Origin of the sequence: Vibrio sp. 10N.222.52.C3, from assembly GCF_041474195.1 — a bacterium.
In the GTDB taxonomy this organism is placed as follows: Bacteria; Pseudomonadota; Gammaproteobacteria; order Enterobacterales; family Vibrionaceae; genus Vibrio; species Vibrio crassostreae_C.
Window position 1 is genome coordinate 1 of record NZ_JBFRTQ010000122.1, and the last position, 23,028, is coordinate 23,028.

The 23,028-nt window shown below is 46.0% G+C and carries 20 protein-coding genes; 9 read left to right on the forward strand and 11 right to left on the reverse strand.

All coding sequences use genetic code 11. The features are described from left to right. Window positions 1-90 precede the first annotated feature (90 nt). From cysQ to AB4517_RS17835, 4 genes are all read right to left on the reverse strand, one after another. On the reverse strand, window positions 91-918 hold the full coding sequence (gene cysQ / locus AB4517_RS17820; RefSeq protein WP_059021843.1) for a 3'(2'),5'-bisphosphate nucleotidase CysQ: 828 nt from the start codon (window positions 916-918) through the stop codon (window positions 91-93). A gap of 36 nt (window positions 919-954) precedes the next feature. Continuing rightward, on the reverse strand, window positions 955-1,506 hold the full coding sequence (nudE, locus tag AB4517_RS17825) for an ADP compounds hydrolase NudE (protein ID WP_017062476.1): 552 nt from the start codon (window positions 1,504-1,506) through the stop codon (window positions 955-957). Between the two features lie 289 nt (window positions 1,507-1,795). After that, on the reverse strand, window positions 1,796-2,380 hold the full coding sequence (gene nfuA / locus AB4517_RS17830; RefSeq protein ID WP_004741449.1) for a Fe-S biogenesis protein NfuA: 585 nt from the start codon (window positions 2,378-2,380) through the stop codon (window positions 1,796-1,798). A gap of 109 nt (window positions 2,381-2,489) precedes the next feature. After that, window positions 2,490-3,203: a ComF family protein gene (locus AB4517_RS17835; protein ID WP_170962812.1), complete on the reverse strand. Its 714-nt coding sequence runs from the start codon at window positions 3,201-3,203 to the stop codon at window positions 2,490-2,492. Window positions 3,204-3,296: 93 nt separating this feature from the next. Here AB4517_RS17835 and bioH point away from each other — a divergent pair, with 93 nt between their 5' ends. Then, window positions 3,297-4,073, forward strand: coding sequence for a pimeloyl-ACP methyl ester esterase BioH (gene bioH, locus AB4517_RS17840; RefSeq protein WP_017063077.1), 777 nt, complete (start codon window positions 3,297-3,299; stop codon window positions 4,071-4,073). Window positions 4,074-4,428: 355 nt separating this feature from the next. After that, window positions 4,429-4,902 carry an ATP-dependent Lon protease gene (locus tag AB4517_RS17845; RefSeq protein WP_372149068.1) on the forward strand — a complete coding sequence of 158 codons (474 nt, stop codon included), beginning with the start codon at window positions 4,429-4,431 and terminating at the stop codon, window positions 4,900-4,902. Window positions 4,903-5,028: 126 nt separating this feature from the next. Here AB4517_RS17845 and AB4517_RS17850 read toward each other — a convergent pair whose 3' ends face one another. Beyond that, a complete protein-coding gene (locus AB4517_RS17850) occupies window positions 5,029-7,359 on the reverse strand; it encodes a Tex family protein (RefSeq protein WP_372149070.1) in 2,331 nt (776 codons plus the stop codon). 663 nt (window positions 7,360-8,022) lie between these two features. Next, window positions 8,023-8,505: a transcription elongation factor GreB gene (greB, locus tag AB4517_RS17855; RefSeq protein ID WP_017062470.1), complete on the reverse strand. Its 483-nt coding sequence runs from the start codon at window positions 8,503-8,505 to the stop codon at window positions 8,023-8,025. Window positions 8,506-8,683: 178 nt separating this feature from the next. On the opposite strand from greB, the gene ompR reads away from it, so the two are divergent. Together ompR and envZ are read left to right on the forward strand one after the other, a co-directional pair. Next, the gene (gene ompR / locus AB4517_RS17860) at window positions 8,684-9,403 is read left to right on the forward strand and encodes a two-component system response regulator OmpR (RefSeq protein WP_008218409.1); all 720 of its coding nucleotides are present in this window, start codon (window positions 8,684-8,686) and stop codon (window positions 9,401-9,403) included. Between the two features lie 153 nt (window positions 9,404-9,556). Then, window positions 9,557-10,852, forward strand: a complete 1,296-nt coding sequence (gene envZ, locus AB4517_RS17865) for a two-component system sensor histidine kinase EnvZ (protein ID WP_102398527.1) — start codon at window positions 9,557-9,559, stop codon at window positions 10,850-10,852. Window positions 10,853-11,128: 276 nt separating this feature from the next. Here the strand turns inward: envZ and recG are convergent, their stop codons facing one another. The 4 genes from recG to gmk form a co-directional block, all read right to left on the reverse strand. Next, entirely contained in the window at window positions 11,129-13,207 is a 2,079-nt protein-coding gene (gene recG / locus AB4517_RS17870; protein ID WP_017066313.1) for an ATP-dependent DNA helicase RecG, read from the reverse strand. A 177-nt stretch (window positions 13,208-13,384) separates the two neighbouring features. Continuing rightward, window positions 13,385-15,511: a bifunctional GTP diphosphokinase/guanosine-3',5'-bis pyrophosphate 3'-pyrophosphohydrolase gene (gene spoT, locus AB4517_RS17875; protein WP_017062467.1), complete on the reverse strand. Its 2,127-nt coding sequence runs from the start codon at window positions 15,509-15,511 to the stop codon at window positions 13,385-13,387. 53 nt (window positions 15,512-15,564) lie between these two features. Beyond that, entirely contained in the window at window positions 15,565-15,837 is a 273-nt protein-coding gene (gene rpoZ, locus AB4517_RS17880; RefSeq protein ID WP_009848003.1) for a DNA-directed RNA polymerase subunit omega, read from the reverse strand. A 119-nt stretch (window positions 15,838-15,956) separates the two neighbouring features. Beyond that, a complete protein-coding gene (gene gmk, locus AB4517_RS17885) occupies window positions 15,957-16,580 on the reverse strand; it encodes a guanylate kinase (protein WP_017062466.1) in 624 nt (207 codons plus the stop codon). Window positions 16,581-17,346: 766 nt separating this feature from the next. On the opposite strand from gmk, the gene AB4517_RS17890 reads away from it, so the two are divergent. From AB4517_RS17890 to AB4517_RS17900, 3 genes are all read left to right on the forward strand, one after another. Then, a complete protein-coding gene (locus AB4517_RS17890; protein ID WP_017062465.1) occupies window positions 17,347-18,717 on the forward strand; it encodes an NCS2 family permease in 1,371 nt (456 codons plus the stop codon). A gap of 221 nt (window positions 18,718-18,938) precedes the next feature. Further along, window positions 18,939-19,364 carry a phosphate-starvation-inducible protein PsiE gene (locus AB4517_RS17895; protein ID WP_017062464.1) on the forward strand — a complete coding sequence of 142 codons (426 nt, stop codon included), beginning with the start codon at window positions 18,939-18,941 and terminating at the stop codon, window positions 19,362-19,364. Between the two features lie 311 nt (window positions 19,365-19,675). Next, window positions 19,676-19,888 (forward strand): cold-shock protein, encoded by a 213-nt coding sequence (locus AB4517_RS17900; protein WP_017071067.1) that lies wholly within the window; start codon window positions 19,676-19,678, stop codon window positions 19,886-19,888. Between the two features lie 332 nt (window positions 19,889-20,220). On the opposite strand, the gene AB4517_RS17905 is transcribed toward AB4517_RS17900, so the two are convergent. Further along, on the reverse strand, window positions 20,221-21,087 hold the full coding sequence (locus AB4517_RS17905) for a YicC/YloC family endoribonuclease (RefSeq protein WP_017059268.1): 867 nt from the start codon (window positions 21,085-21,087) through the stop codon (window positions 20,221-20,223). A gap of 248 nt (window positions 21,088-21,335) precedes the next feature. Between AB4517_RS17905 and rph the strand changes: the two genes are divergently transcribed. Both rph and pyrE read left to right on the forward strand, forming a co-directional pair. After that, window positions 21,336-22,052, forward strand: a complete 717-nt coding sequence (gene rph / locus AB4517_RS17910) for a ribonuclease PH (protein WP_019826449.1) — start codon at window positions 21,336-21,338, stop codon at window positions 22,050-22,052. Between the two features lie 232 nt (window positions 22,053-22,284). Then, entirely contained in the window at window positions 22,285-22,926 is a 642-nt protein-coding gene (pyrE, locus tag AB4517_RS17915; protein WP_017059267.1) for an orotate phosphoribosyltransferase, read from the forward strand. Window positions 22,927-23,028 lie beyond the last annotated feature (102 nt).

A 23,028-nucleotide genomic window follows, 5' to 3' on the forward strand; every position in this document is an offset into this window, starting at 1 on the left:
TTTGTATAGAAAATAGTTGCCCATTGAACTTTATTCACATTTTATATTTTAAAGTTAGGGTGAGGTCTCAATGTTATGTAATTGATAAAACTAATCTTTACCCTGAAGTATTTCTGCCCACGGTAAATCTGCATCACCGAGTACAATGAAGTTCGGGTTTTCTAGCGTTTCTCTTTCATTGTACGAAAGCGGCTCTAGCTGAGTACTTAAGATACGTCCGCCAGCTTCTTCAACAATGCACTGCGTTGCGGCGGTATCCCATTCTCCGGTTGGTCCAAGGCGCAGATAACAATCCACAGCCCCTTCTGCGACTAAACATGCCTTAAGCGCTGCTGAGCCTAGAGGAACCAAATCATAATTCCATGCTGAGCTCATACGGCTAGTGATGCGATTGATGTCTTGGCGACGGCTGATCGCCATGGCGATTGACTGGTTTGGCAGCTCGTGACGATGCGTTTTGATTTTCACGCTGTCATTAAGGTCTGGGATCTTCCAAGCGCCTTTGCCACTGTAAGCGTAATAGCTCACACCTGAAACGGGTGCGTATACCACGCCCATCACTGGCTTGTTATGCTCGATTAGGGCGATAATTGTCGCGAAATCACCACTTCGTGCGATGAACTCCTGGGTGCCGTCCAGTGGGTCAACTAACCAGTAGCGATCCCATTGAGAGCGTTGCTCTAGGCTGATGTCGGCGTCTTCTTCGGATAATACGGGAATATCAGGCGTCAATTCACTGAGTTTTTTTAATATCAGCTTATGTGCTGCAAGATCGGCACTGGTTACTGGAGTGTCATCACTCTTAATGAACTCTTCGTAATCCTTTTTCTCGTAGATCTCTAAGATGAGTTGACCAGCAGAGCGAGCAATCTCAATGACAGAGGGTAGGAGGTGAGACAAATCTTTTGTTATTGGCATAAATGTTCTCTTACTCTTAGAGCGAGCCTGAATGTTCTAGTTATTGTTTAATACACGAAGGCTTAAAAGCAGGGCTGTAATACTCCGAGCCTCACAGAAATCGAGATGTGTTAACAGTTCTTCGGCTTGAGCAAGTGGCCAGCGCACAATATCGAGAGGCTCTGGCTCATCACCTTCTAGCTTTTCTGGGTAGAGGTCTTCTGCAATAAACAGCGTCATTTTGCTAGAGAAGTAAGAGGGTGCAAGGATCACTTCCTTCAGCGGAGTAAGCTTGTTGGCACCGAAGCCTATCTCTTCTTTGAGTTCGCGAACGGCGGCTTCGTTTGGCTGCTCACCTGGATCAATCAGCCCTTTTGGAAAGCCAAGTTCGTAGCGTTCAGTTCCCGCTGCATATTCACGTACTAATAGAATATCGCCTTGCTCAGTAATAGGAACCATCATCACTGCGTTGCGCCCGCTGGGCTTCATGCGTTCGTAAGTGCGCTCTTCGCCGTTTGAAAAGCGTAAGTCGAGAGACTCGATAGAGAATAGTCTTGATTGAGCGACAGTTTGTTTAGCCAAAATCTCTGGCTTGGTCCTTTTCGTCATTGCGCTCGCTCCTTAGCTCATTGGAATTCTTTCTTATAAAGTCATTCTAATATAGGGGAAATGACCTTGAGTTCCTAGATCCGAGTTTTCATATCCGAAAATTATTGAAGCAGGAATCGATTACGATCACTTGAATACCTTACTCAAGATGGTAACGAGGTGAAAATATGGTTGTATAGCAAAAGAGTATAGAGAGAACGCGATAGTCCTAACTTGCTTATCCACATAACAAAAAAGGTTGATGCTTGCGCATCAACCTTTCAAATAACAACTAACACTAAATCAGTGATTAGTAGTAAGAGTGCTCACCACGATCGTGCTCAGTTGCATCACGAACAGCAGTCAGTTCACCTTCAAACTGTTGAAGAAGTTCTTTCTCGATGCCTTCTTTTAGCGTTACATCAACCATAGAACAACCGTTACAACCACCACCGAATGCTACAATAGCTGCGCCGTCTTCAGTGATTTCTACCAAGCTAACGTGACCGCCGTGACCAGCAAGTTGTGGGTTAACTTGTGTTTGAATTGCGTATTCAACACGTTCTAGAAGTGGTGCATCGTCTGCGACTTTACGCATCTTAGCGTTTGGTGCTTTAAGCGTTAGCTGAGAGCCCATTTTGTCAGTAACGAAGTCAATTTCAGCTTCATCTAGGAACGGTAGGCTTAGCTCATCTACGTATGCAGAGAAAGCTTCGAATTTAAGCTCTGTGTCAGACGCTTCGATAGCATCTGTTGGGCAGTAAGAAACACCACACTCAGCGTTTTGTGTGCCTGGGTTTACCACGAACACACGAATGTTTGTACCTTCAGGCTGCTGTGACAGCAGATTGGCAAAGTGAGTTTGAGCTGTTTCTGTAATAGTAATATTTGACACGACGAATACCTGAGTAGATTTGTAGGTTATTAGCGCCATTCTACTCCTGTCAGATTTGTAATTCAGCCCTTTTTTGTTGGATTGCTGTACAAGTAGTGATTCACAGCTTTTATCCAGAGGGCTCAGGAGTGCGGCAGATGCAGTAAATATCAATCCTTTTAACGTCCACTTCAAGTAGTAATTGGCATAATTGATACACAGTACTGCCGGTGGTTACAACATCATCAATTATCGCGACGTGAGAGGGGATAGTTCCTTGAACGTCTTGTTTTCGCAGCGCAAAAGCGCTCTTTAGATTGTGTAATCGTGCGGATTTAGTCAGCCCCTGCTGGGAAGCCGTTGAGCGAATTCGACGAAAGAGCACATCACTTTCAACGCCAAGCTCTTGAGCCGTGTAGTCGGCTAGCAGCTTACTTTGATTAAAGCCGCGATGAGTATATCGACGCCAATGCAGCGGCACGCTGGTGATCAGCGGAGCAGGATATTCGATACGTGATGCCAATAGCTTAGATAGATCACGTGCAAACCAAAACTTATCAGCGTACTTCATTTGCTGAATGTAACCTGCTGTAGGGAAGGTGTAATCGCCGACACAGTAGAGGCGATGCCAAGGTGGAGGTTGAGATAAGCACTGTCCGCACTGCTCTACTGTGAGCAGTGTTTTTAAACCACATCGTTGGCAGCGTGGTACTGGCTGAAAGAGTTTGAGACAAGAATTGCACCATCGAGGATGTGTATCACTGGGCAGTTTATCAAGTTTGCACAGGTGGCATTGAGGTGTGACCAGACGTGGTGTGTGTTTTTGTAGCCAATCGGATAACATAGCTCGTGATGCTTTTGGGTTATGGTGTTCCTTTTGCTCACCATACTGAAAAGCGCGGATTATCGCTGATGGAAAAAGTAGGGAATATTGAGAATGAGTGACGCGTTATATTGGCATGTTTCTGGGCAAGGGCCTGATTTAGTACTGGTTCACGGCTGGGGAATGAACGGTGCGGTATGGCAACAAACCGTTAATGCATTACAAGCTGATTTTCGAGTGCATGTTGTCGATTTACCAGGGTATGGACACAGCGCGCACTGCCACGCTCAAGATCTTGAAGAGATTGCTCAGCAGCTTTTGGCCGAAGCACCAAAGCAAGCGATTTGGGTGGGTTGGTCACTTGGAGGCTTGGTCGCAACGCACATGGCTCTCCATCACTCAGATTACGTGAGCAAGCTGGTGACTGTCGCCAGTTCTCCCAAATTCGCCGCTGCAAAAGAGCCCGTGTTATGGCGAGGCATTCAGCCCAACGTATTAAGCGCATTCACCGAGCAACTGGTTGAAGATTTCCAAACCACCATCGAACGCTTTATGGCATTGCAAGCCATGGGCAGCCCTTCAGCAAGGCAAGATGTAAAACAACTCAAGCAAGCGGTGCTGTCTCGCCCGTTGCCGAACCCTGACTCATTATTGGCAGGATTAAAGATGCTGTCGGATGTCGATCTGCGTGAACAACTGCCTGAGATTTCAGTACCAATGCTACGCTTGTATGGTCGATTAGATGGATTGGTGCCAATCAAGGTTGCGAAAGACTTAGGCACAGCCTTGCCTCATACCGAGCAATACATATTTACCCAGTCTTCGCATGCACCGTTTATGACCGAAGCGGATGCCTTTTGCAGTGAGCTTGTCAGCTTCGCACAAAAATAATTGCTAAATATATATCCGGCTTGGTCGATATATAAGCTAATACCAATCACAGTAAGTAAGTGTTCAAAAATAGCGTAGGTAAAAGGCTTGAGAACAAGGCAGCTTTTTTTTGACAAGTAGTTTCGATAAGTAGTTATTCTACAATCAAAAAATCTAACGCCGTTATCGAGCATTTTAACAAGCTAGGATGATCAGTTATTTACTACGATTGGTATAACACCAACGTGTTGCTTGATACTCAGACCTAACTCTCTCCTGAGCTGATTGCGCTAAGTTGGGCTATGCCTGTTGTGCTGACTCACAGTACAACAGCGTTATAGTAAAAACGATGGGCGATTCTTGAGGAGAGTTCGCGATGATTGTGTCACCTGCAACTGCAGTGAGTGTGCCACTAATCGCCCCGTCCGTTAATGTGCAAACAGAGCAAGTTGCGCGTGATAATAGAGTCCGAGAGCCTGTTGCTCCCGCAGTAGCATTGGCGAGAACCAATGCAGAGCGTAAGGTAAAATCATACGATAAACGAAGGCAGCAGTCGGCTTGGGATCCTTCAGACCATCCAGGTTATGAAATGGAGAACGAGTCAGAGGCCAATTCGGTTAGCCAAGAAGAGCCACAAGACCCTTTTGATCGGCTGTTCAGCTTATTGGCACTGAAAACATACAGTGCTGATCAAGGCAAAGGTTATACCATGCGTTTCCGCCTGCCAAAGCATGTTTTAGATGCGGCGATTCAGGAAGGACAGATGGAGAAACGACGTAAGGTCATAAAGTATCATTATGGTCATGCTGTTGCGCCTCATGCTCCATCAGAGATGTTGGTGGTCTTATAAATCAAAGGTTTACGAGTCAAACAAGCTTCGATGTCTTTTTTGAACACATAATAAAAAAACCTGCATACCCTAAGGGATGCAGGTTTTCTGTTTTAAGCACATCAGCTTTTTAGATGAGCTAATGGATTACTTTTTCGCTTTAGCAAAAGCGGCAGCGAATGCTCCACCCATTGCAGCGTTTTGTTGCGGCTCTTCACGACGGCGTTGGCCACCTTGCGAGTTTTGATTCGAGCGGTTTTGTGTACGAGGTGCACTTGAACGTTGAGCACGGTTGTCTTGTCCAGGCTCGTCCTTCATACGCATGCTCAGTGCAATACGTTTACGCTGAACATCCACTTCCATCACCTTCACTTTCACGATGTCGCCCGCTTTAACCACTTCACGTGGGTCAGAGACAAAGCGATCGGTGAGTGCTGAAATATGAACTAAGCCATCTTGGTGAACACCAATATCAACGAAGGCACCAAAGTTAGCCACGTTCGATACCACACCTTCTAGAATCATGCCTGGTTCTAGGTCTGAAACGCTGTTTACGCCATCTGCGAAGGTTGCAGTCTTGAACTCAGGGCGAGGGTCGCGTCCCGGCTTATCCAGCTCCTTGATGATGTCGGTGACCGTTGGAACACCAAAGTTTTCATTGGTGTAATCAACCGCGTGCAAACCACGTAAGAAGTCGGTGTTACCCACCAGAGATTTGATGTCTTTGTGGTTTTTCTCGGCAATGGTTTTCACTACTGGGTAAGCTTCTGGGTGAACCGATGATGCATCTAACGGGTTCTTACCATCCATAATACGTAGGAAACCAGCACACTGTTCAAAGGCTTTTGGCCCTAAGCGAGCGACTTTCTTTAGCGTAGTACGTGCTTCGAAGCGACCATTCTCATCACGGAAATCCACGATGTTCTGAGCGATGGTGCTAGAAAGGCCGGCTACGCGAGTAAGTAGCGCGGCAGACGCTGTATTCACATCAACGCCTACGGCGTTTACACAGTCTTCGACAATCGCATCTAGGCGCTTAGCGAGCATAGTTTGGCTCACATCGTGTTGGTATTGGCCCACACCGATCGATTTAGGGTCAATCTTCACTAGCTCTGCCAGTGGATCTTGCAGACGACGAGCAATAGACACCGCACCACGAATTGATACATCCATGTTCGGGAACTCTTTTGCAGCTAGTTCAGACGCGGAATACACCGATGCGCCCGCTTCGCTAACAATGATCTTTTGCGCTTTTAGGTTGCCGCGTTTAATTACGTCAGCCACAAAGCTGTCGGTTTCGCGTGAAGCCGTACCGTTACCAATCGCAATCAAATCAACATTGAATTGACGAACCATCTGCTCAACCACGTGTGCCGATTTGTCGTATTGCTTTTGAGGTGGGTGAGGGTAAATAGTTTCTGTTGCCAAAACCTTACCGGTTGAATCCACGACAGCGATTTTCGAACCGGTACGTAAACCTGGGTCCAAGCCTAAGGTTGCTCGAGGACCAGCTGGCGCTGCCATGAGTAGGTCTTTTAGGTTGGTTGCGAATACTTCAATCGCTTCGATCTCTGCACGCTCTTTCATTGCGCCCATCAATTCAGTTTCCATGTGCATAGAAACCTTGATGCGCCATGCCCAGCTAATCACTTGCTTACGCCAAGCATCCGCAGGAGCACTGCTCAGAGTAATGCCGTAGTGATCAGAGATAATGTTCTCACAGTAAGAACCACGTACACCTTCTTCTTGCTCAGGATCGGCATTCATCGCCAGTGTTAGGAAGCCTTCATTGCGGCCACGCAGCATGGCAAGTGCACGGTGAGACGGCACTTTGCTGAGTGTTTCGTTGTGCTCGAAGTAGTCTTTGAACTTCTCGCCTTCTTGCTCTTTACCTGTCACTACACGAGCGACTAGCTCTGAGTTGCGTGTTAGGTGTTGGCGAATCTTTTCTAGTAGGTTTGCGTCTTCCGCAATGCGTTCCATGATGATCGCACGAGCACCATCGAGAGCAGCTTTGGTATCGGCAATGCCTTTATCGTTGCTGATGAAGTTCGCCGCTTCCGTTTCTGGATCGTGCTGTGGTTCATTCCACAGTGTGTCGGCAAGTGGTTCTAAGCCCGATTCAATCGCGATCTGGCCTTTAGTACGGCGCTTTGGTTTGTATGGCAGGTATAAATCTTCTAGGCGAGTCTTGCTGTCTGCTTGAGTGATATCACGCTCGAGTTCTGGCGTGAGTTTTCCTTGGTCTTGAATCGACTTAAGAATTGTTTGGCGACGATCGTCTAGCTCGCGAAGGTATGAAAGGCGGCTATCAAGGTTACGTAGTTGGGTATCGTCTAAGCCACCCGTAACTTCTTTACGGTAGCGGGCAATAAAGGGAACGGTGTTACCGTCGTCAATTAGGTTTACTGCGGCAGTGACTTGCTCAGAACGGACATTCAGTTCTTCAGCAATCAGTCGACAGATAGCTTGGCTCATCCGATGAATCTCTTATTTAATATCATGACAAATATATGGGGGTGAGCGTACGCTTTTTCTAGCTTTGGCTGTGTAATTATCCTGTCAGAAGTCGAATTTCCGTTTCTGATACCCGCTTTGTGCGAGATCTCTTACAAGTGATGTGAGACTAAGTCGCTTTAGACCGATGAAATCGTCTTGATGTTACACTAAGTAGCTGATTTTATTTGATTGTGTGTTTGTGGGCGTATTTCTCACCTGAAATGTTTTTTAAGACTATCTAGGAAACCCGGCCATTTGCCGTAATATTTAACTTGTCGACAGGGAGTTGGCAGGAACAGGAAAAAGCCTAATGGACTAGGTATCTTCAGGATGAAGATTTGATTACTTAGGATGAGTGGTCAGCAAGGAAGTGATAATCTCTGGATGAGATTCGCCAGTCAGGATGACAGGCTAGAATGGACACCGCTAGGATGGCGATGAACAAAAAGGAAATTGGTTAAAGGATTTAGCCACTATCAAGGAAAGATGCAGGGAGCACCTTATCTCGAAGAGATAAACAGTAGCCGGATTGCTGCGATAGAGACTTAACCCCGCTAGGCGAAAGCCTTGCGGGGTTTTCTTTTATCTGGAGTTTGGGTTTGCTGAACACTCAGTTTATCGCTAAGTGTTTATTAAGTTTGGTTATTCGTTGTCTGCGTAGCGAATCGAGTTAATGAACCACTCTTTGTCGCCTTCCGGTGTTTTTACCGTAAACTCGTCATCTACTTCTTTCTTGAGCAGAGCTCTAGCCATTGGTGAGTCGATAGAGATATAGCCTTTAGCATCGCCGTAGATCTCTTCTGGGCCGACAATTCGAAACTTCTTAATTTCCCCATCATCATTCTCAATTTCGACCCAAGCACCGAAAAATACCTTACCTTCTTGTTGTGGCGAGTAATCAACGATCGTGACATCAGGTAGGAACTTTCTTAAAAAACGCACTCGGCGATCGATCTGACGAAGTAGACGCTTATTGAAGGTGTAATCTGCGTTTTCTGAGCGATCTCCAAGGCTTGCCGCCCAAGTGACTATCTTAGTAATTTCAGGGCGTTTCTCGTGCCATAAGTGGTCATGTTCTGCTTTGAGCTTGTTATAACCTTCTCGAGTAATAAGTTTGGTTTTCATAAATCTGACTTAATGAAATGATGATCTAAGATAGAATATATAGAAAGGCAACATACGTTAACAATTATTTAGGCGACTTTTTCTCCAATAATGTTACATTTTTAATGTCTTATACCAATATACAATTTACCAAGAATGCTTAACCTTAGGTTTAAGCTTTAATAGGTGGAACCATTACATGCAAGAAAACTACAAAATTTTAGTGGTCGATGACGATGCTCGTTTACGTGCACTGTTAGAGCGCTATCTGTCAGAGCAGGGCTTTCAAGTGCGTAGCGTGGCAAACAGTGAGCAGATGGACCGCCTGTTAACCCGTGAAAATTTTCACTTGATGGTATTGGATTTAATGTTGCCGGGCGAAGATGGTCTATCGATCTGTCGTCGTCTACGAAACGCAAACAACTCGCTACCAATCCTGATGCTTACTGCAAAGGGTGATGAAGTGGATCGCATTGTGGGTTTGGAAGTGGGTGCTGATGATTACCTGCCAAAACCATTTAATCCACGTGAACTGCTTGCTCGTATTAAAGCTGTACTGCGTCGCCAAGTCATTGAAGCACCGGGTGCACCAAGCACAGAAGAGTCTGTGGTTGAGTTTGGTGAGTTCCGCTTGAACTTAGGTACTCGCGAAATGTTCCGCGGTGAAGAGCCAATGCCGCTTACTTCGGGTGAATTTGCGGTTCTTAAGTCCTTGGTAACGAATGCTCGTGAGCCAATGTCTCGCGATAAGCTGATGAACATGGCTCGTGGCCGTGAGTATTCAGCAATGGAACGTTCTATCGATGTTCAGATTTCACGTCTGCGTCGTCTAGTTGAAGAAGATCCAAGCAAACCTCGCTACATCCAAACGGTGTGGGGCTTGGGTTATGTATTCGTTCCAGATGGCAAAGCTGTGTAATTCAGCTTAATAAGCTCTACAGTAGCTTTATCGATTCTGTGAATCTTACGGGTCATCTCATTAATATGCGATGGCCCGTTTTCTATTCAGCACAATGGTTTAGAGTTATAGTCATATAACACTTTCTTTATCTTTCTACATCTCGGGTACCCCATGCGTATACGTAGCTCCTTTACTCAGTCGATAGTGCTTTTCTTAACGCTATTGGTCGCTAGCCAAATTTTTTCTTATTACGCGGTGTTTAACTATGCGTTGATGCCAAGTTTGCAGCAGTTTAATAAGATTTTGGCTCACGAGCTAAACCTGGTATTGGACCAAGGCAGTGATATCGAGATCGATGCGCCATTGCGTCAGCGTGTGCTTGAACAGCTCGGGGTAACCGTTCACGCCAAGGGCAGCGAAGCGGCGGGTGAGTATTACCATGCGGTCGCAATCGACTTGATGAGTGAGGAGATGACCAAGGAGCTGGGTTCTGAAACTGAAGTGCGGCTGATCTTGGGTAAAGAGAGCTATGTGCTTTGGATGGACATTGCGCAGTTACCCAACTCTTTAATTCGTATTCCGTTATCAGAGCTGCAAGAAGAGGATTTTGCACCACTGTTTCGTAACAGTCTGATCATGGCGCTGTTGATTGTCGCAGGTGGTTGGCTGTTTATCCGATTGCAAAACCGTCCGTTGATAGCGCTAGAGAAAGCGGCGCAAGGTGTCGGGCGAGGTGATATTCCACCGCCATTGCCAGTTCAAGGCGCACAAGAGATTCGCTCGGTAACTCGAGCCTTTAACCAGATGTCGAAAGGCATCCAAGAGCTAGAAGAAGACCGCGCCTTGTTGATGGCGGGTATCAGCCATGATTTACGTACTCCGTTAACGCGTATTCGCTTAGCGACTGAGATGATGTCACCAGAGGATGCCTACTTAGCTGAGGGGATTATCAGTGATACCGAAGAGTGTAATGAAATCATCAGCCAGTTCATGGATTACCTAAAGCCTGTCGACCGAGATTCATTCCAAGCGGTGTTTGTCGATGATATTGCTCGTGAGGTATCGAGCTCTGAGGGTGGCTACGAGGTTCAGATTGAAACCGATATTCCAGAATCGATGAAGCCAGCGCTAGGTAATCCGATCGCGATGAAGCGTGCTGTGAGCAACTTGGTGGTGAATGCGCTGCGTTACGGTAATGGTTGGGTCAAGGTATCAACTGGTATGACGGCGGATAACAAGCTTGCTTGGGTGACGGTAGAAGATAACGGGCCGGGTATTCCACAAGACCAGATCGGAAAGCTGTTTGAACCTTTCACGCGTGGTGACACGGCTCGTGGTAGCGAAGGAACGGGCTTGGGCTTAGCAATTGTGAAACGTATCGTTAGCCAGCATCAAGGTGCTGTTGTGGTCAATAACCGCAGTGAAGGTGGCTTAAAAGCGCAGATCAGTTTCCCGGTTAAGCCCTAGTTATCATCGGTCCGTTTGATGACGATAAGTTCGGTTCGGGGAACGGTTAAGAGATCCCCGACTCGGTCATTCTTCCCTCTCCGAGGATGACGAATTGCTAACCATGGACTTTGATGATGAAAGTTTACTTTGATCGTCATTCCCTATCGTGAGGAACGAGCGAATAGGGAATCTCGCTCTTGCTTGATGAAAGTAACGCACACTAAAAAGGCTTCCTTGAGGAAGCCTTTTTTACGTTTGAACACGGTCTCAGTGTTAACTACGCCTTAGTGTTAACTACGCCTTAGAGTAAACATCGCGTTCACCCAACCAACGGTTGATGATCGCCTTAGCATTGTCTGGGTAGCTATCGTGAATATGACGCGCAATACGCTGCACTTCAGGTATCAAACGTTGGTCACGAATTAGATCGGCGATCTTGAAATCAGCCAAGCCAGTTTGTTTGGTACCGAGCAATTCACCGGGACCACGGATTTCTAAGTCGCGCTGTGCAATCACAAAGCCATCGTTACTTTCACGTAGCACACCTAGGCGTTTCTGAGCGGTTTTAGACAGCGGAGAGTGATACAACAATACACAATGACTTGCGACCGAACCTCGGCCGACACGGCCACGCAGTTGGTGCAGTTGCGCTAGGCCAAGACGTTCTGGGTTCTCGATGATCATTAAGCTCGAATTCGGAACATCCACGCCCACTTCAATCACGGTTGTCGCAACCAATAGATGCAGCTTGTTCTCTTTGAACTCTCTCATCACCGCCTGTTTCTCGGCGGGTTTCATTCGGCCGTGCACCAAGCCAATTTTTACATCTGGTAGTTTGCGTTGCAGCTCTTCTGCAGTGTCGGCCGCGGCTTGCGCTTCTAATACTTCGGATTCATCAATTAGCGTACATACCCAGTAGGCTTGTTTGCCTTCATTGAGACACGCATTTTTCACACGTTCAACAATGTCATCGCGCTTGGTATCAGGAATTGCCACGGTTTGAATTGGGGTTCGTCCCGGTGGCAGTTCATCAATAATCGAAGTTTCGAGGTCGGCATAGGCCGTCATTGCTAACGTTCGTGGGATTGGGGTAGCGGTCATGACCAACTGATGGGGGTAGTAGCCTTGCTTTGCGCCTTTCTCACGTAGCTCTAATCGCTGGTGGACACCAAATCGGTGTTGCTCATCAATGATCACTAAACCAAGGTTTTTGAACTCGACATGCTCTTGGAACAGGGCATGAGTACCGACCACCATTTGCGCTTCGCCACTGGCAATACGTGTTAGTTCAGTTTCACGAGCTTTGCCTTTGAGCTTACCTGCTAGCCATCCAACTTGAATACCCATTGCCTCAAACCAGTTAGCAAAGTTGATCGCGTGTTGTTCCGCAAGCAATTCGGTGGGTGCCATTAGCGCAACTTGTTGACCGTGTTCGAGTGCGCGAACAGCCGCAAGCGCAGCGACCAAAGTTTTACCTGAGCCTACATCGCCCTGCACTAAACGCATCATTGGGTGCGGCTTTTCAAGGTCAGCTTCGATCTCTTTGGTCACTCGTGCTTGGGCATTGGTTGGTGAAAACGGCAGCTGAGCCAGTAGCTTATCTTTAAGGGTGTTTACTGGAGGAAAAGGCATTGCCTTGTCTTGCTGCCCTTTGCTACGAACAGACAACATAGACAGGTTTTGAGCCAGTAACTCTTCCATAATTAGGCGCAGTTGCGCAGGGTGCTTGCCTTCATCAAACAGCTCTAGGTCAATGCCCGGGGGCGGCCTGTGAATGGTATGCAGTGCTTGTGCGAGGGTAATTTGGTGGTCGTATAAACCTGATGGGAGAAGCTCGTTAACTGCGGCCTTGTCGATTAGCTCTAAGGCTTGATCGGTAAGATTACGCAGCGTGACTTGTCTTAGCCCTTCGGTGGTTGGGTACACCGGAGTCAGATTGGCTTCAACATCTGGCTGTTGCCTAGGCGCAAAGAATTTGTAGTCGGGGTGGACGATCTCAAGCCCCATATTACCGCGCTTGATCTCACCGTAGGCATGCACTTGTTTGCCTTCAGCAAAGTTGTTCTTCATACCTGCGGTGAAGTTGAAAAAGCGTAGGGTAATGGTGCCGTTACCATCGCTGATCTTTACCGCCAACATCTTACGTTTACCGAAAATGGTATCGACATGCATGACCTTGCCTTGCACTGCAGCCCATAAGCCCGCGTGCAGTTTTACGATGGGGTAGATACGTGTTCTATCTTCATAGCGCAAAGGGAGGTGAAAAAGCAGATCTTGTACGTTGTTAAGCCCAACCTTTTCCAGTTTCTCTGCGACTTTAGCGCCGACTCCAGATAAAGAGTTGAGAGGGATAGCAGATAAAAGCTGTGACATAACAAGGCTCATAAACGTAAGAGAGATGATCTATTCAAGCATTTTACTGGATTTTTGTACAGGCAGGAATGGGAGGGAGCGCGGTAAATACTAGGATTACGGTTATAAAAATCCCCTTAAGCGATAAAGCATTAAGGGGATTTAAATTCTTGGCAAAACTATTATCAAGTTTAAACGTTAGTTCTTACGACGTCTTACTTTCAGCGCGTGTGGCATCACACGTAGCTTTTTCATAATACTTGCAAGATGAACACGATCTTTGGTGGTCAGCAAGATAGTCACTGTGTACAGGCGTCCATCACGTTCTTCAGTTGAAATACCGTGAATGTTCGAGCCTGTTTTCGAGATAACGTTAGTTAACTCAGCCAGTGCACCTTGGTGATTCTGCAGATCAACCTGAAGTTCAGCAGTGAACTCTTGGTCGTAATCGTCAGACCATTCAACCGCCATGTATTTGTCTGGTTCTTTCTGGTAACCACGAACGTTTGGACACGTTTCACGGTGAACCACAAGGCCACGACCTGGCGATACATGGGCAATGATGTGATCATCTGGAATTGGGTGACAACAGTTAGCGAACGTCAGTAGTAGACCTTCAGCACCACGGATAGCCAATTTCTTCCTTGGTGTGTCGCTGTTGTTTTCCACTTCAGTCAGTTCGTCAGCATCACCCAGTAGACGACGAGCAATAACGATACTCATCAGCTCACCAAGACCAATCGATGCCAGTAAGTCTTCAACATTGTCTAGGCGAAGATCAGACAATACGTGGTCGATATTCTCTTGGCCGATATCGCCAATAGAGTGTTCGCCAAGTGCATGATTCAGTAGACGACGGCCTAGCGTGATCGACTCTTCACGACGCATCGTTTTCAGAACCTGACGGATCTTAGTACGTGCACGCGATGTCACCACGTAGTTGAGCCATGCTGCGTTCGGGCGTGCGCCCGGAGCACTGATGATCTCAATGGTTTGGCCATTCTTCAGCGATTTGCTCAGTGGGTAAGGGTTCATGTCTACACGAGCACCTACACACATGTTGCCGACATCGGTATGTACCGCGTAAGCAAAATCGACCGCTGTTGCGCCCGCAGGAAGTTCGACAATGCGACCTTTCGGCGTGAACACAAAGATCTCATCAGGGAACAGATCAGACTTAACGTTTTCAATGAATTCGAATGAGTTACCTGCGCTTTGTTGCAGCTCAAGTAAGCTCTGCATCCAACGTTGTGCTTTAACCTGTGCGGTCGTGCCATTACTGCTGCGTGAGCCGTTGCCTTTGTAAGACCAGTGCGCTGCGACACCTTTGTCTGCCATTTGATCCATATCTTCAGTACGGATCTGAACCTCAACTGGCACCCCGTGAGGGCCGATCATTGACGTGTGCAGAGATTGGTAGCCGTTGGCTTTTGGTACCGCAATGTAATCTTTCATGCGGCCAGGGCGAGGCTTGTACAGGCTGTGAGCCTGACCAAGTACGCGATAACAAGTATCTGGGGTATCAACCACGACGCGGAAAGCGTAGATGTCCATAATGGTGTGGAAGCGCTGCTCTTTAGTTTTCATCTTGTTGTAGATGGAGAACAGGTTTTTTTCACGACCAAGTACGCGAGCAGGCAAACCGACCTCTTCAAGGCGGCCTTCAATTTCGCTATGGATACGTTGGATCATTTCCTTACGGTTACCACGCGCAGCTTTCACTACGTTTTTAAGTACGCGATAACGGTTAGGATAGAGGGCTTCAAAGCCCAGCTCTTCTAGTTCGGTCTTGATGTTATGAATACCAAGACGGTGAGCTAGTGGAGAATAAATCTCTAGGGTTTCACGAGCAATACGACGCTTTTTGTCAGGACGAAGTGCCCCAAGCGTGCGCATGTTGTGAGTACGGTCAGCTAATTTGATCAAGATAACGCGGATGTCTTGCACCATGGCGAGAACCATCTTGCGGAAGTTCTCTGCTTGCGCTTCTTTGCGATCACGAAATTTAAGCTTATCCAGCTTAGATACACCATCAACCAATTCAGCAACGGTATTGCCAAATTTTTCCTCTAGATCTTCTTTAGTGACATCACAGTCTTCGATGACATCATGAAGCAGAGCAGCTTGCAGGGTTTCGATATCCAGACGCATTTCTGCCAGGATTCTTGAAACAGCTACAGGGTGGATAATGTATGGTTCACCGCTTGAGCGGGTTTGCCCTTCATGGGCGTCTCTCGCTACCACATAAGATTGACGCAGAGCCTCAATTTGAGGCTCTGTTAGGTATTCTTGGGCAACGTCTTTGAGGCTATCGAATAGATACAAATTAAAGGCCCGGAAGGTTAATTAGTTCGAATGACGCTTTTTGCGAATATGAGCTAACGAGTGTGAGCGATGCTGCTTACTGCTGCAAGTTCAGCCGCTTCTTGCTCTTGTTGCTCTTGACGTTCACGAGCATCTAGTACGTCTTTAGTGATAAGACCTTCTTCGATTTCGCGAAGAGCGATAACCGTTGGCTTATCGTTTTCTTCAGGCACTAGTGAATCTTTACCGCCAGTTTGCATTTGACGTGCGCGGCGAGCCGCAATAAGAACTAGGTCGAAACGGTTGCCAACTTTTTCAACAGCGTCTTGAACAGTTACGCGTGCCATGAGGACTCCAAATAGTAATTAACTAATAAATTTTTGATGACGAGAAAGTATACAAGTTTAACTAGATACTTTCTAGATCACCGTATACTTATCTCAATAGAAAATCTAGGGGATCTAGATTATTCCGCTAATAAAGCAGTAAGCATGCCGCTGTATTTCGCTGCTTGCTTATCTTCTTTTAAGCGTTCCGCACGAATGATAGCTCTGAAGTCCATTAGGGCTGCATCAAAGTCGTCATTCACGATCACATAATCATATTCTGCATAGTGAGAAATCTCTGATTTTGCTTCGCTCATGCGTTTCGCAATAACTTCGTCGCTGTCTTGACCGCGAACATTCAAACGACGCTCTAGTTCACCATTTGATGGTGGAAGAATGAATACACTCTTCGCTTGAGGCATTTGTTCACGGATCTGACGAGCACCTTGCCAGTCGATATCTAGGAATACATCGATACCGCGGTTTAGGTTTTCTTCAATCCAAACGCGTGAAGTACCGTAGTAGTTGCCGAACACTTCAGCGTACTCTAGGAATTCACCTTTAGTAATAAGGTCTTCAAAATGATGCTTCTCTACGAAGTGGTAGTGAACACCATTTTCTTCACCAGGGCGCATACCGCGAGTGGTGTGTGAAACAGATACCTTCATTGCGTAGGTTGGATTGGTTTCTAGCATTGCTGAGATCAAGCTCGACTTACCTGCGCCACTAGGTGCAGATACGATGTAAAGAGTACCTTTGCCCATCTGTATATTTCCACTGTTGGTTGGATTGAGTGAAGGCAATAAACCTACACTTTAAAAGATAGCACTGACTCTAATTTTTGTTCCGATGGCGCATCTACTAATTGTGCCGTTGGTTACGTCTATAAAGAGATAACGAGTAAAACTAATAGAAGCAACTGGTGAAAATTAGGTCAGAAAAATGGAGGCGAAGAGTAGCATATTTAGATGATTGAGAACAACTGGCTTGATCGTTATTTATCAGCAAATGATCTTCTCAAAGATCTTTGTATAAATGTAATGACTCGTCATCGGTACTTTTTTATGTGATCTGGACAAAATTTGTTGAAGTTTTAATCTCAATCCTTACAATCCGCGCAAACGATTAAATGCTGTATATATCTAGGGTCTGTTGACCTTTCGCGATGGAGTTTTGTTCGAGAAAAAATCGTTTTAGGCGCGGCAAGGAGTTTGTAGCCTAGTATTCTAAGTAAAGACTCCTTAACAAAGCATAAAACGATTTTAGCCGAACCCTTCGGGCAGCGTTTGTTGGTGATTTCTACTGCGTTATCGACTTCTTATGTAGGCTAGCTACACTTCAAAGTCTCTGCCTTGTAGAAATCCCCAACAACTCGCTGCAAAAATCATCTCGAAGGGCCAACAGACCCTACTAGACTAGATGTTTCTACTACCGAGCCTACCTTGGTGACTACAGTTTTTAGTGTAGAGACCTCTCTATTCTCACAGCATTTGAATCACCAAATTCTTAATTTATTGCAAAGGTTTTGTTGTGAGTACCGATTCCACCCTGAAAGCCCAGAACACCTCTGGCTCGCTTGATTCGATGTTTAAAATCACTGAAAGAAAAACCACGATTGGCACTGAGCTATACGCGGGTTTCATTACTTTCTTGGCGATGAGTTACATTCTGGCGGTTAACCCAGCAATTTTGGGTGATATTCCAGGCATGGACAAAGGTGCCGTGTTTACTGCAACAGCTCTGTCTGCGGCTATCGCAACCCTAATCATGGGCATTTGGGGCAACTACCCAGTGATGCTTGCGCCGGGCATGAGCATGAACGGCTTCTTCAAAGGCTTACTATTAAGTGGTTCAGTCGCGGTACTTTGGAATGAGGCGCTGTTCGGCATTTTCCTGTCAGGTATCCTGTACCTCGCGTTCTCGTTAACCAATATCCGTAAATCGATGATTGAGTCGATTCCTGAAGATTTGAAGTTGGCGATTACCGTGTCTCTCGGACTGTTCATTGCTTTCTTAGGTCTTAAGAATGCGGGCATCATCGTTTCTAACCCATTCGTACTGGTTGGCTTAGGCGACATTTCCGATCCAAAAGTGATCATTGCTTATGTGAGCATCTTTATCGCATTGGGTTGTATGGTTCGTGACATCAAGCTAGCAACGTTCATCTCGTTCGTTTCTGCTATCGTGTTGACGATTCTTGCTGACGTCTTCATGGGCACTTCAAACGCACCAATCCCAGAGCAGTTCATTGCTATGCCACCAAGCATGGCTGGCAGCTTTGGCGCTATATTTGATTTCTCAGCTTTCACGCCAGAGAAAATGTTCGACCTATTGTTTATCGTGCTTATCTTCCTGATTGTCGATTTCTTTGATGGCTTGAGCACCATTGTCGGCGTTGGCCGTGATGCGGGCATCATCGATAAAGACGGCAAGGTGCCAAACGCGAAATCGGCTCTAGTAGCAGATGCGGGCGGTACTGTGATTGGCTCTATTCTTGGTACCACATCAATTACCGCATTCTCTGAGTCTGGCATCGCTTCTTCTCAAGGTGCGAAAACGGGCTTGGCAGCAGTCATGGTGGCTGGTCTGTTCCTAATCTCGCTGTTCCTATACCCAATCTTCTCTATCTTCTCGGCTGCAATGGTTGCACCGGCGATGGTCGTGGTTGGCATCTACATGGTAGGTCGTCTTGGTCAGATTAATTGGGAAAAGAAAGAGTCACGCATTGCAGCCTTTTTTACCATCATGTTCACAGTGCTAAGCTTCTCTCCTGCGAACGGTATGGCGATGGGCTTCATCAGCTACGCATTCACAATGGTTGTGGCAGGTAAGCGCAAAGAAGTACACCCGCTTATCTACGGACTGTGTGTGGTGTTCTTAACTTACCTGATTCTGCTTTAAGGCTAATTAGTCACTAAGAAGTCGCTAAGTAAAAGACAAACAGATGGCTCTGCAGTGAATGCGGGGCCATTTTTGTATTTGTTGCTTTTTACCGTTGCTTCTTAATGTTGGTTACCGATGAGTTGATGGCGTTAGCCTAAAGTCGGTGCTTTGACAGTACGCGACTTATATTGATGCATGCTATTGTAGAGACTGGATTAATTATTTTTTGAAGAGTGACTATGCCTTCTCATTTACCTAAATCTTTTAGTAAGCCGTTTTTAAAAGTATTCCACATTATGGAAGCGGTATTGCTGGTGGCGATCACGCTCGCGACCTTGTTTGCGATGGTCGAAGAGTTCATGCATGTCTTCGCTGAACGCCGAGTGCAATTGACCGACATTCTGCTGATGTTCATCTATTTAGAAGTGTTGGCGATGGTTCAGCAGTTTGTGATGAACGGTAAGATTCCAGTGCGATACCCGATCTATATCGCGATGATGGCGATTGCTCGTTACATCACTTTGGGCATGAAAGAACTCGATGCGGTATTGATCGTTTGGTTATCTTTAGCGGCATTTATCTTGGCCGCGGCAACATTGTTGATTCGTGTTGGACATCATTATTGGCCGTATGTAGACCTTAGAACCAAGCAGCCAGATGAGTAACACTTTGAAGGTTAAAGTTTTATAAATGAAGCCCAACGATATCGTTGGGCTTTTAATTTAAGCCAGTTGAACAAAAAAACATCAAATTGTCCAAATAACGCTTTACAAGCAGGCTCAGATCACCAAGAATGGCGTCGCTCTGTTCTCAGGGTTATTAAATGAAACATCCAGTTGTAAAGTAGAACCCTTAGTATTGCTTCATTGTTATTCTCAGTGTTTCCCTTAGCTTCATAGATACATTAAATAATTCAAGCTTTCAGCGCATCGCACTTTTGGCGATTAATTTTTTATTTTTATATAAGGGACACATCATGTCTAACAAAGTAAACGGCGTAGTAAAATGGTTTAACGAAGAGAAAGGCTTCGGTTTCCTAACTCAAGACAACGGCGGCGCTGACGTATTCGTACACTTCCGTGCAATCGCTTCTGAAGGTTTCAAGACTCTTAAAGAAGGCCAACAAGTGTCTTTCGAAGTAGAGCAAGGCCAAAAAGGTCTTCAAGCTGCAAACGTTGTAGCTCTATAAGATTTTAAGTCGGCGCAGGTTGCAACAGCAACTTGCGTCACTTTCTCTCTCAAATTTGTTTCCCCCCTCAGTTTTACCGCAACACTCTTCTCCATTAGCAATACCCTCTCTAAGTATTCAAAAATCCTGTTTTACGTCCGTTATCTCGTTCTAACTATCGTTGTATCTGTTCTTTGCTCTAACTCAACCTTCTACGTAACAACCAGTCACTTGCTCATCCTGATTACTATTACTGTATCCATAAAAAAAAGCCCCTAAAATTAGGAGCTCATTTTGATCTAATCAACACTGATTAAGCTGATTATTCTTTATCGTGTACAGCTTACAGACTGTTATTCAATGTTTTGGATCTGCTCACGCATCTGTTCGATAAGAACCTTAAGCTCTACGCCTGATGCTGTGATGTCTGTGCTGATAGACTTAGACGCTAGCGTGTTTGACTCACGGTTGAACTCTTGCATCATGAAGTCTAGCTTACGGCCACAAGCGCCACCTTTCTTCAGTACTGCATTTGCTTCTTTCACGTGAGAATCTAGACGGTCTAGCTCTTCTGCTACGTCTGACTTCTGCGCAAGTAGGATAAGCTCTTGCTCAACACGAGAACCTTCAAGTTCGATTTTCGCATCTTCAAATTTGGTAAGAAGACGCTCACGTTGCCACTCTAGGATCTCAGGCATGCGTGCACGAACTTTCACTACTTCTTCAGTGATTGCATCTAAGCGCTGTACGATTAGCGCCTTCATGTTCTCACCTTCACGAGCACGAGCATCAATGAACTCTGCGATAGCATCGTTGAATGCTTCAAGTAGGTCTTTGTTGATGGCATCCATGTCTTGCTCTGGCGTTTCCATCACACCAGGCCAATTCATGACTTGGAATGGGTTCAAACGGCTGTCTTCACCTGTCATCGTCATTACTTGGTTCGCCGCATTGATTACTTGCTGAGCCAAACCTTCGTTAATGCTTAGTTCGCCCTTTGCAGCAGGGTTTGCTTCAAAGCGTAGGTTACATTCAACCTTACCGCGTGCAAGACGCTTACGGAAACGCTCACGCAAGATTGGCTCTAAACCACGGAACTGTTCAGGCATACGGAAGTAAGTTTCTAGGTAGCGTTGGTTTACACTACGGATTTCCCATACTGCGCTGCCCCAATCGCCTTTTACTTCTTTGCGTGCGTACGCGGTCATACTATAAATCATCGAATTTTCCTGTCTTTTATCATTCTGAAAATAACGCGCACGCATAGTATCACGATATGGTGTGCTCTCGAAGCCTGTCGCTTTTCACTGTAAATAGCCTTTCGTGATAAATAGCTTTGAACGGTAAATAGATTTGCACGATAAACTGCTATATAATCTTGCCCCAATCAAAACTGTCTCACCCCTTTCTTAGGTGATGCACTCTTTCGATAGTAAATCACTTCAGACTGTTAATAAGGTAGATACCAATGCGTCCAAATGACCGCGCTGTAGATCAAATTCGTCCAATTAAAATTACTCGTAACTACACAGCTTATGCTGAAGGTTCTGTATTAGTTGAGTTCGGCAACACTAAAGTTCTATGTAATGCGACGGTAGAAGAAAACGTACCGCGTTGGTTAAAAGGCCAAGGAAAGGGTTGGGTAACGGCTGAATACGGCATGCTGCCACGTGCAACGCACACTCGTAACCGTCGTGAAGCGGCGAGCGGCAAGCAAGGTGGTCGTACGATGGAAATCCAACGTCTGATCGCTCGTAGCCTACGTGCTGTTGTTGACCTGAAAGTAATGGGTGAAATTATGATCACTGTCGATTGTGATGTTATCCAAGCAGACGGCGGTACTCGTACTGCTTCTATCTCAGGTGCAAGCGTTGCAATGGCTGATGCTATCAACAGCCTACTAGCAAGCGGCAAACTGAAAAAGAACCCAATGAAAGGCCACGTAGCGGCAGTTTCAGTGGGCATCGTTGGTGCACAAGCACTGTGTGACCTTGAGTACGTTGAAGACTCAGCAGCCGATACCGACATGAACGTTGTAATGACGGAAGACGGTAAGATGATTGAGATTCAAGGTACCGCAGAAGGCGAACCGTTCAGCCACGAAGAGTTGATGCAGCTTTTAGCCCTGGCGAATAAGGGCATTGCTGATATTGTTGAAGCGCAGAAGTCGGCGTTAGCAGAATAGTTTTTAGATAGCTCCTTTTTTAAGGGGCTATTTTTTTATTTTCGTCATATATAACTCTACACCAGCGTTAGCTGCAATTTTTCACCCTAATCACATAGGTCCCCTATGCTCATAGGGCTGAAAAACCTTGCTGCCTTGTTGTAGAGCTATCTATTTAGAAAATACATCATTGTTAGCTTCCTGAGCGATTGGAAGTTAGGAACTGGAAAGTAAATTAATTTAGAGGATGAGCATGAAAGCATATCAACGTGAATTTATTGAATTTGCACTAGAGAAAGAAGTACTTAAGTTTGGTGAGTTTACTTTAAAGTCTGGCCGTAAGAGCCCTTACTTCTTCAATGCTGGATTGTTTAATACAGGTCGTGACCTAGCGCGTTTAGGTCGCTTCTACGCAGCAGCATTGGCTGATTCTGGCATTGAGTTCGATGTACTATTTGGCCCTGCATACAAGGGTATCCCAATTGCAACGACGACAGCGGTTGCACTGGCAGATCACCACGATGTAGATACGCCTTACTGTTTTAACCGTAAAGAAGCGAAAAACCACGGTGAAGGTGGCAACCTTGTCGGTAGCGCGCTTGAAGGTCGCATCATGTTAGTGGACGACGTGATCACTGCAGGTACTGCGATTCGTGAGTCGATGGAAATCATCCAAGCAAATGGCGCTGATTTAGCGGGTGTGCTTGTTGCTATCGACCGTCAAGAGAAGGGCAAAGGCGAACTGTCTGCGATTCAAGAAGTTGAGCGTGACTTCGGTTGTGCGATTATCTCAATCGTTAGCCTGACTGACTTGGTGACTTTCCTTGAAGAGAAAGGCACCGACGCAGCGCATCTAGAGTCAGTAAAAGCGTACCGCGCTCAATATGGTATCTAATGCCTGAAGTTTTGAACCTGATGGTTTAGATCCCTAGGTTTAGAATTTCAAAACGAGAAAGGCCCGAGAGATAAATATCTTTCGGGCCTTTTACTTTTCTAT

Excerpts from the sequence above, each read along its gene's own strand:
- envZ (WP_102398527.1), top strand. The coding sequence starts at position 9,557 with ATGCGTATACGTAGCTCCTTTACTCAGTCGATAGTGCTTTTCTTAACG.
- cysQ (WP_059021843.1), bottom strand. The coding sequence starts at position 918 with ATGCCAATAACAAAAGATTTGTCTCACCTCCTACCCTCTGTCATTGAG.
- AB4517_RS17850 (WP_372149070.1), bottom strand. The coding sequence starts at position 7,359 with ATGAGCCAAGCTATCTGTCGACTGATTGCTGAAGAACTGAATGTCCGT.
- rph (WP_019826449.1), top strand. The coding sequence starts at position 21,336 with ATGCGTCCAAATGACCGCGCTGTAGATCAAATTCGTCCAATTAAAATT.
- pyrE (WP_017059267.1), top strand. The coding sequence starts at position 22,285 with ATGAAAGCATATCAACGTGAATTTATTGAATTTGCACTAGAGAAAGAA.
- ompR (WP_008218409.1), top strand. The coding sequence starts at position 8,684 with ATGCAAGAAAACTACAAAATTTTAGTGGTCGATGACGATGCTCGTTTA.
- AB4517_RS17845 (WP_372149068.1), top strand. The coding sequence starts at position 4,429 with ATGATTGTGTCACCTGCAACTGCAGTGAGTGTGCCACTAATCGCCCCG.
- gmk (WP_017062466.1), bottom strand. The coding sequence starts at position 16,580 with ATGGGCAAAGGTACTCTTTACATCGTATCTGCACCTAGTGGCGCAGGT.
- bioH (WP_017063077.1), top strand. The coding sequence starts at position 3,297 with ATGAGTGACGCGTTATATTGGCATGTTTCTGGGCAAGGGCCTGATTTA.
- rpoZ (WP_009848003.1), bottom strand. The coding sequence starts at position 15,837 with ATGGCACGCGTAACTGTTCAAGACGCTGTTGAAAAAGTTGGCAACCGT.
- AB4517_RS17835 (WP_170962812.1), bottom strand. The coding sequence starts at position 3,203 with ATGTTATCCGATTGGCTACAAAAACACACACCACGTCTGGTCACACCT.
- AB4517_RS17895 (WP_017062464.1), top strand. The coding sequence starts at position 18,939 with ATGCCTTCTCATTTACCTAAATCTTTTAGTAAGCCGTTTTTAAAAGTA.
- recG (WP_017066313.1), bottom strand. The coding sequence starts at position 13,207 with ATGTCACAGCTTTTATCTGCTATCCCTCTCAACTCTTTATCTGGAGTC.
- greB (WP_017062470.1), bottom strand. The coding sequence starts at position 8,505 with ATGAAAACCAAACTTATTACTCGAGAAGGTTATAACAAGCTCAAAGCA.
- AB4517_RS17905 (WP_017059268.1), bottom strand. The coding sequence starts at position 21,087 with ATGATTTATAGTATGACCGCGTACGCACGCAAAGAAGTAAAAGGCGAT.
- nudE (WP_017062476.1), bottom strand. The coding sequence starts at position 1,506 with ATGACGAAAAGGACCAAGCCAGAGATTTTGGCTAAACAAACTGTCGCT.
- AB4517_RS17900 (WP_017071067.1), top strand. The coding sequence starts at position 19,676 with ATGTCTAACAAAGTAAACGGCGTAGTAAAATGGTTTAACGAAGAGAAA.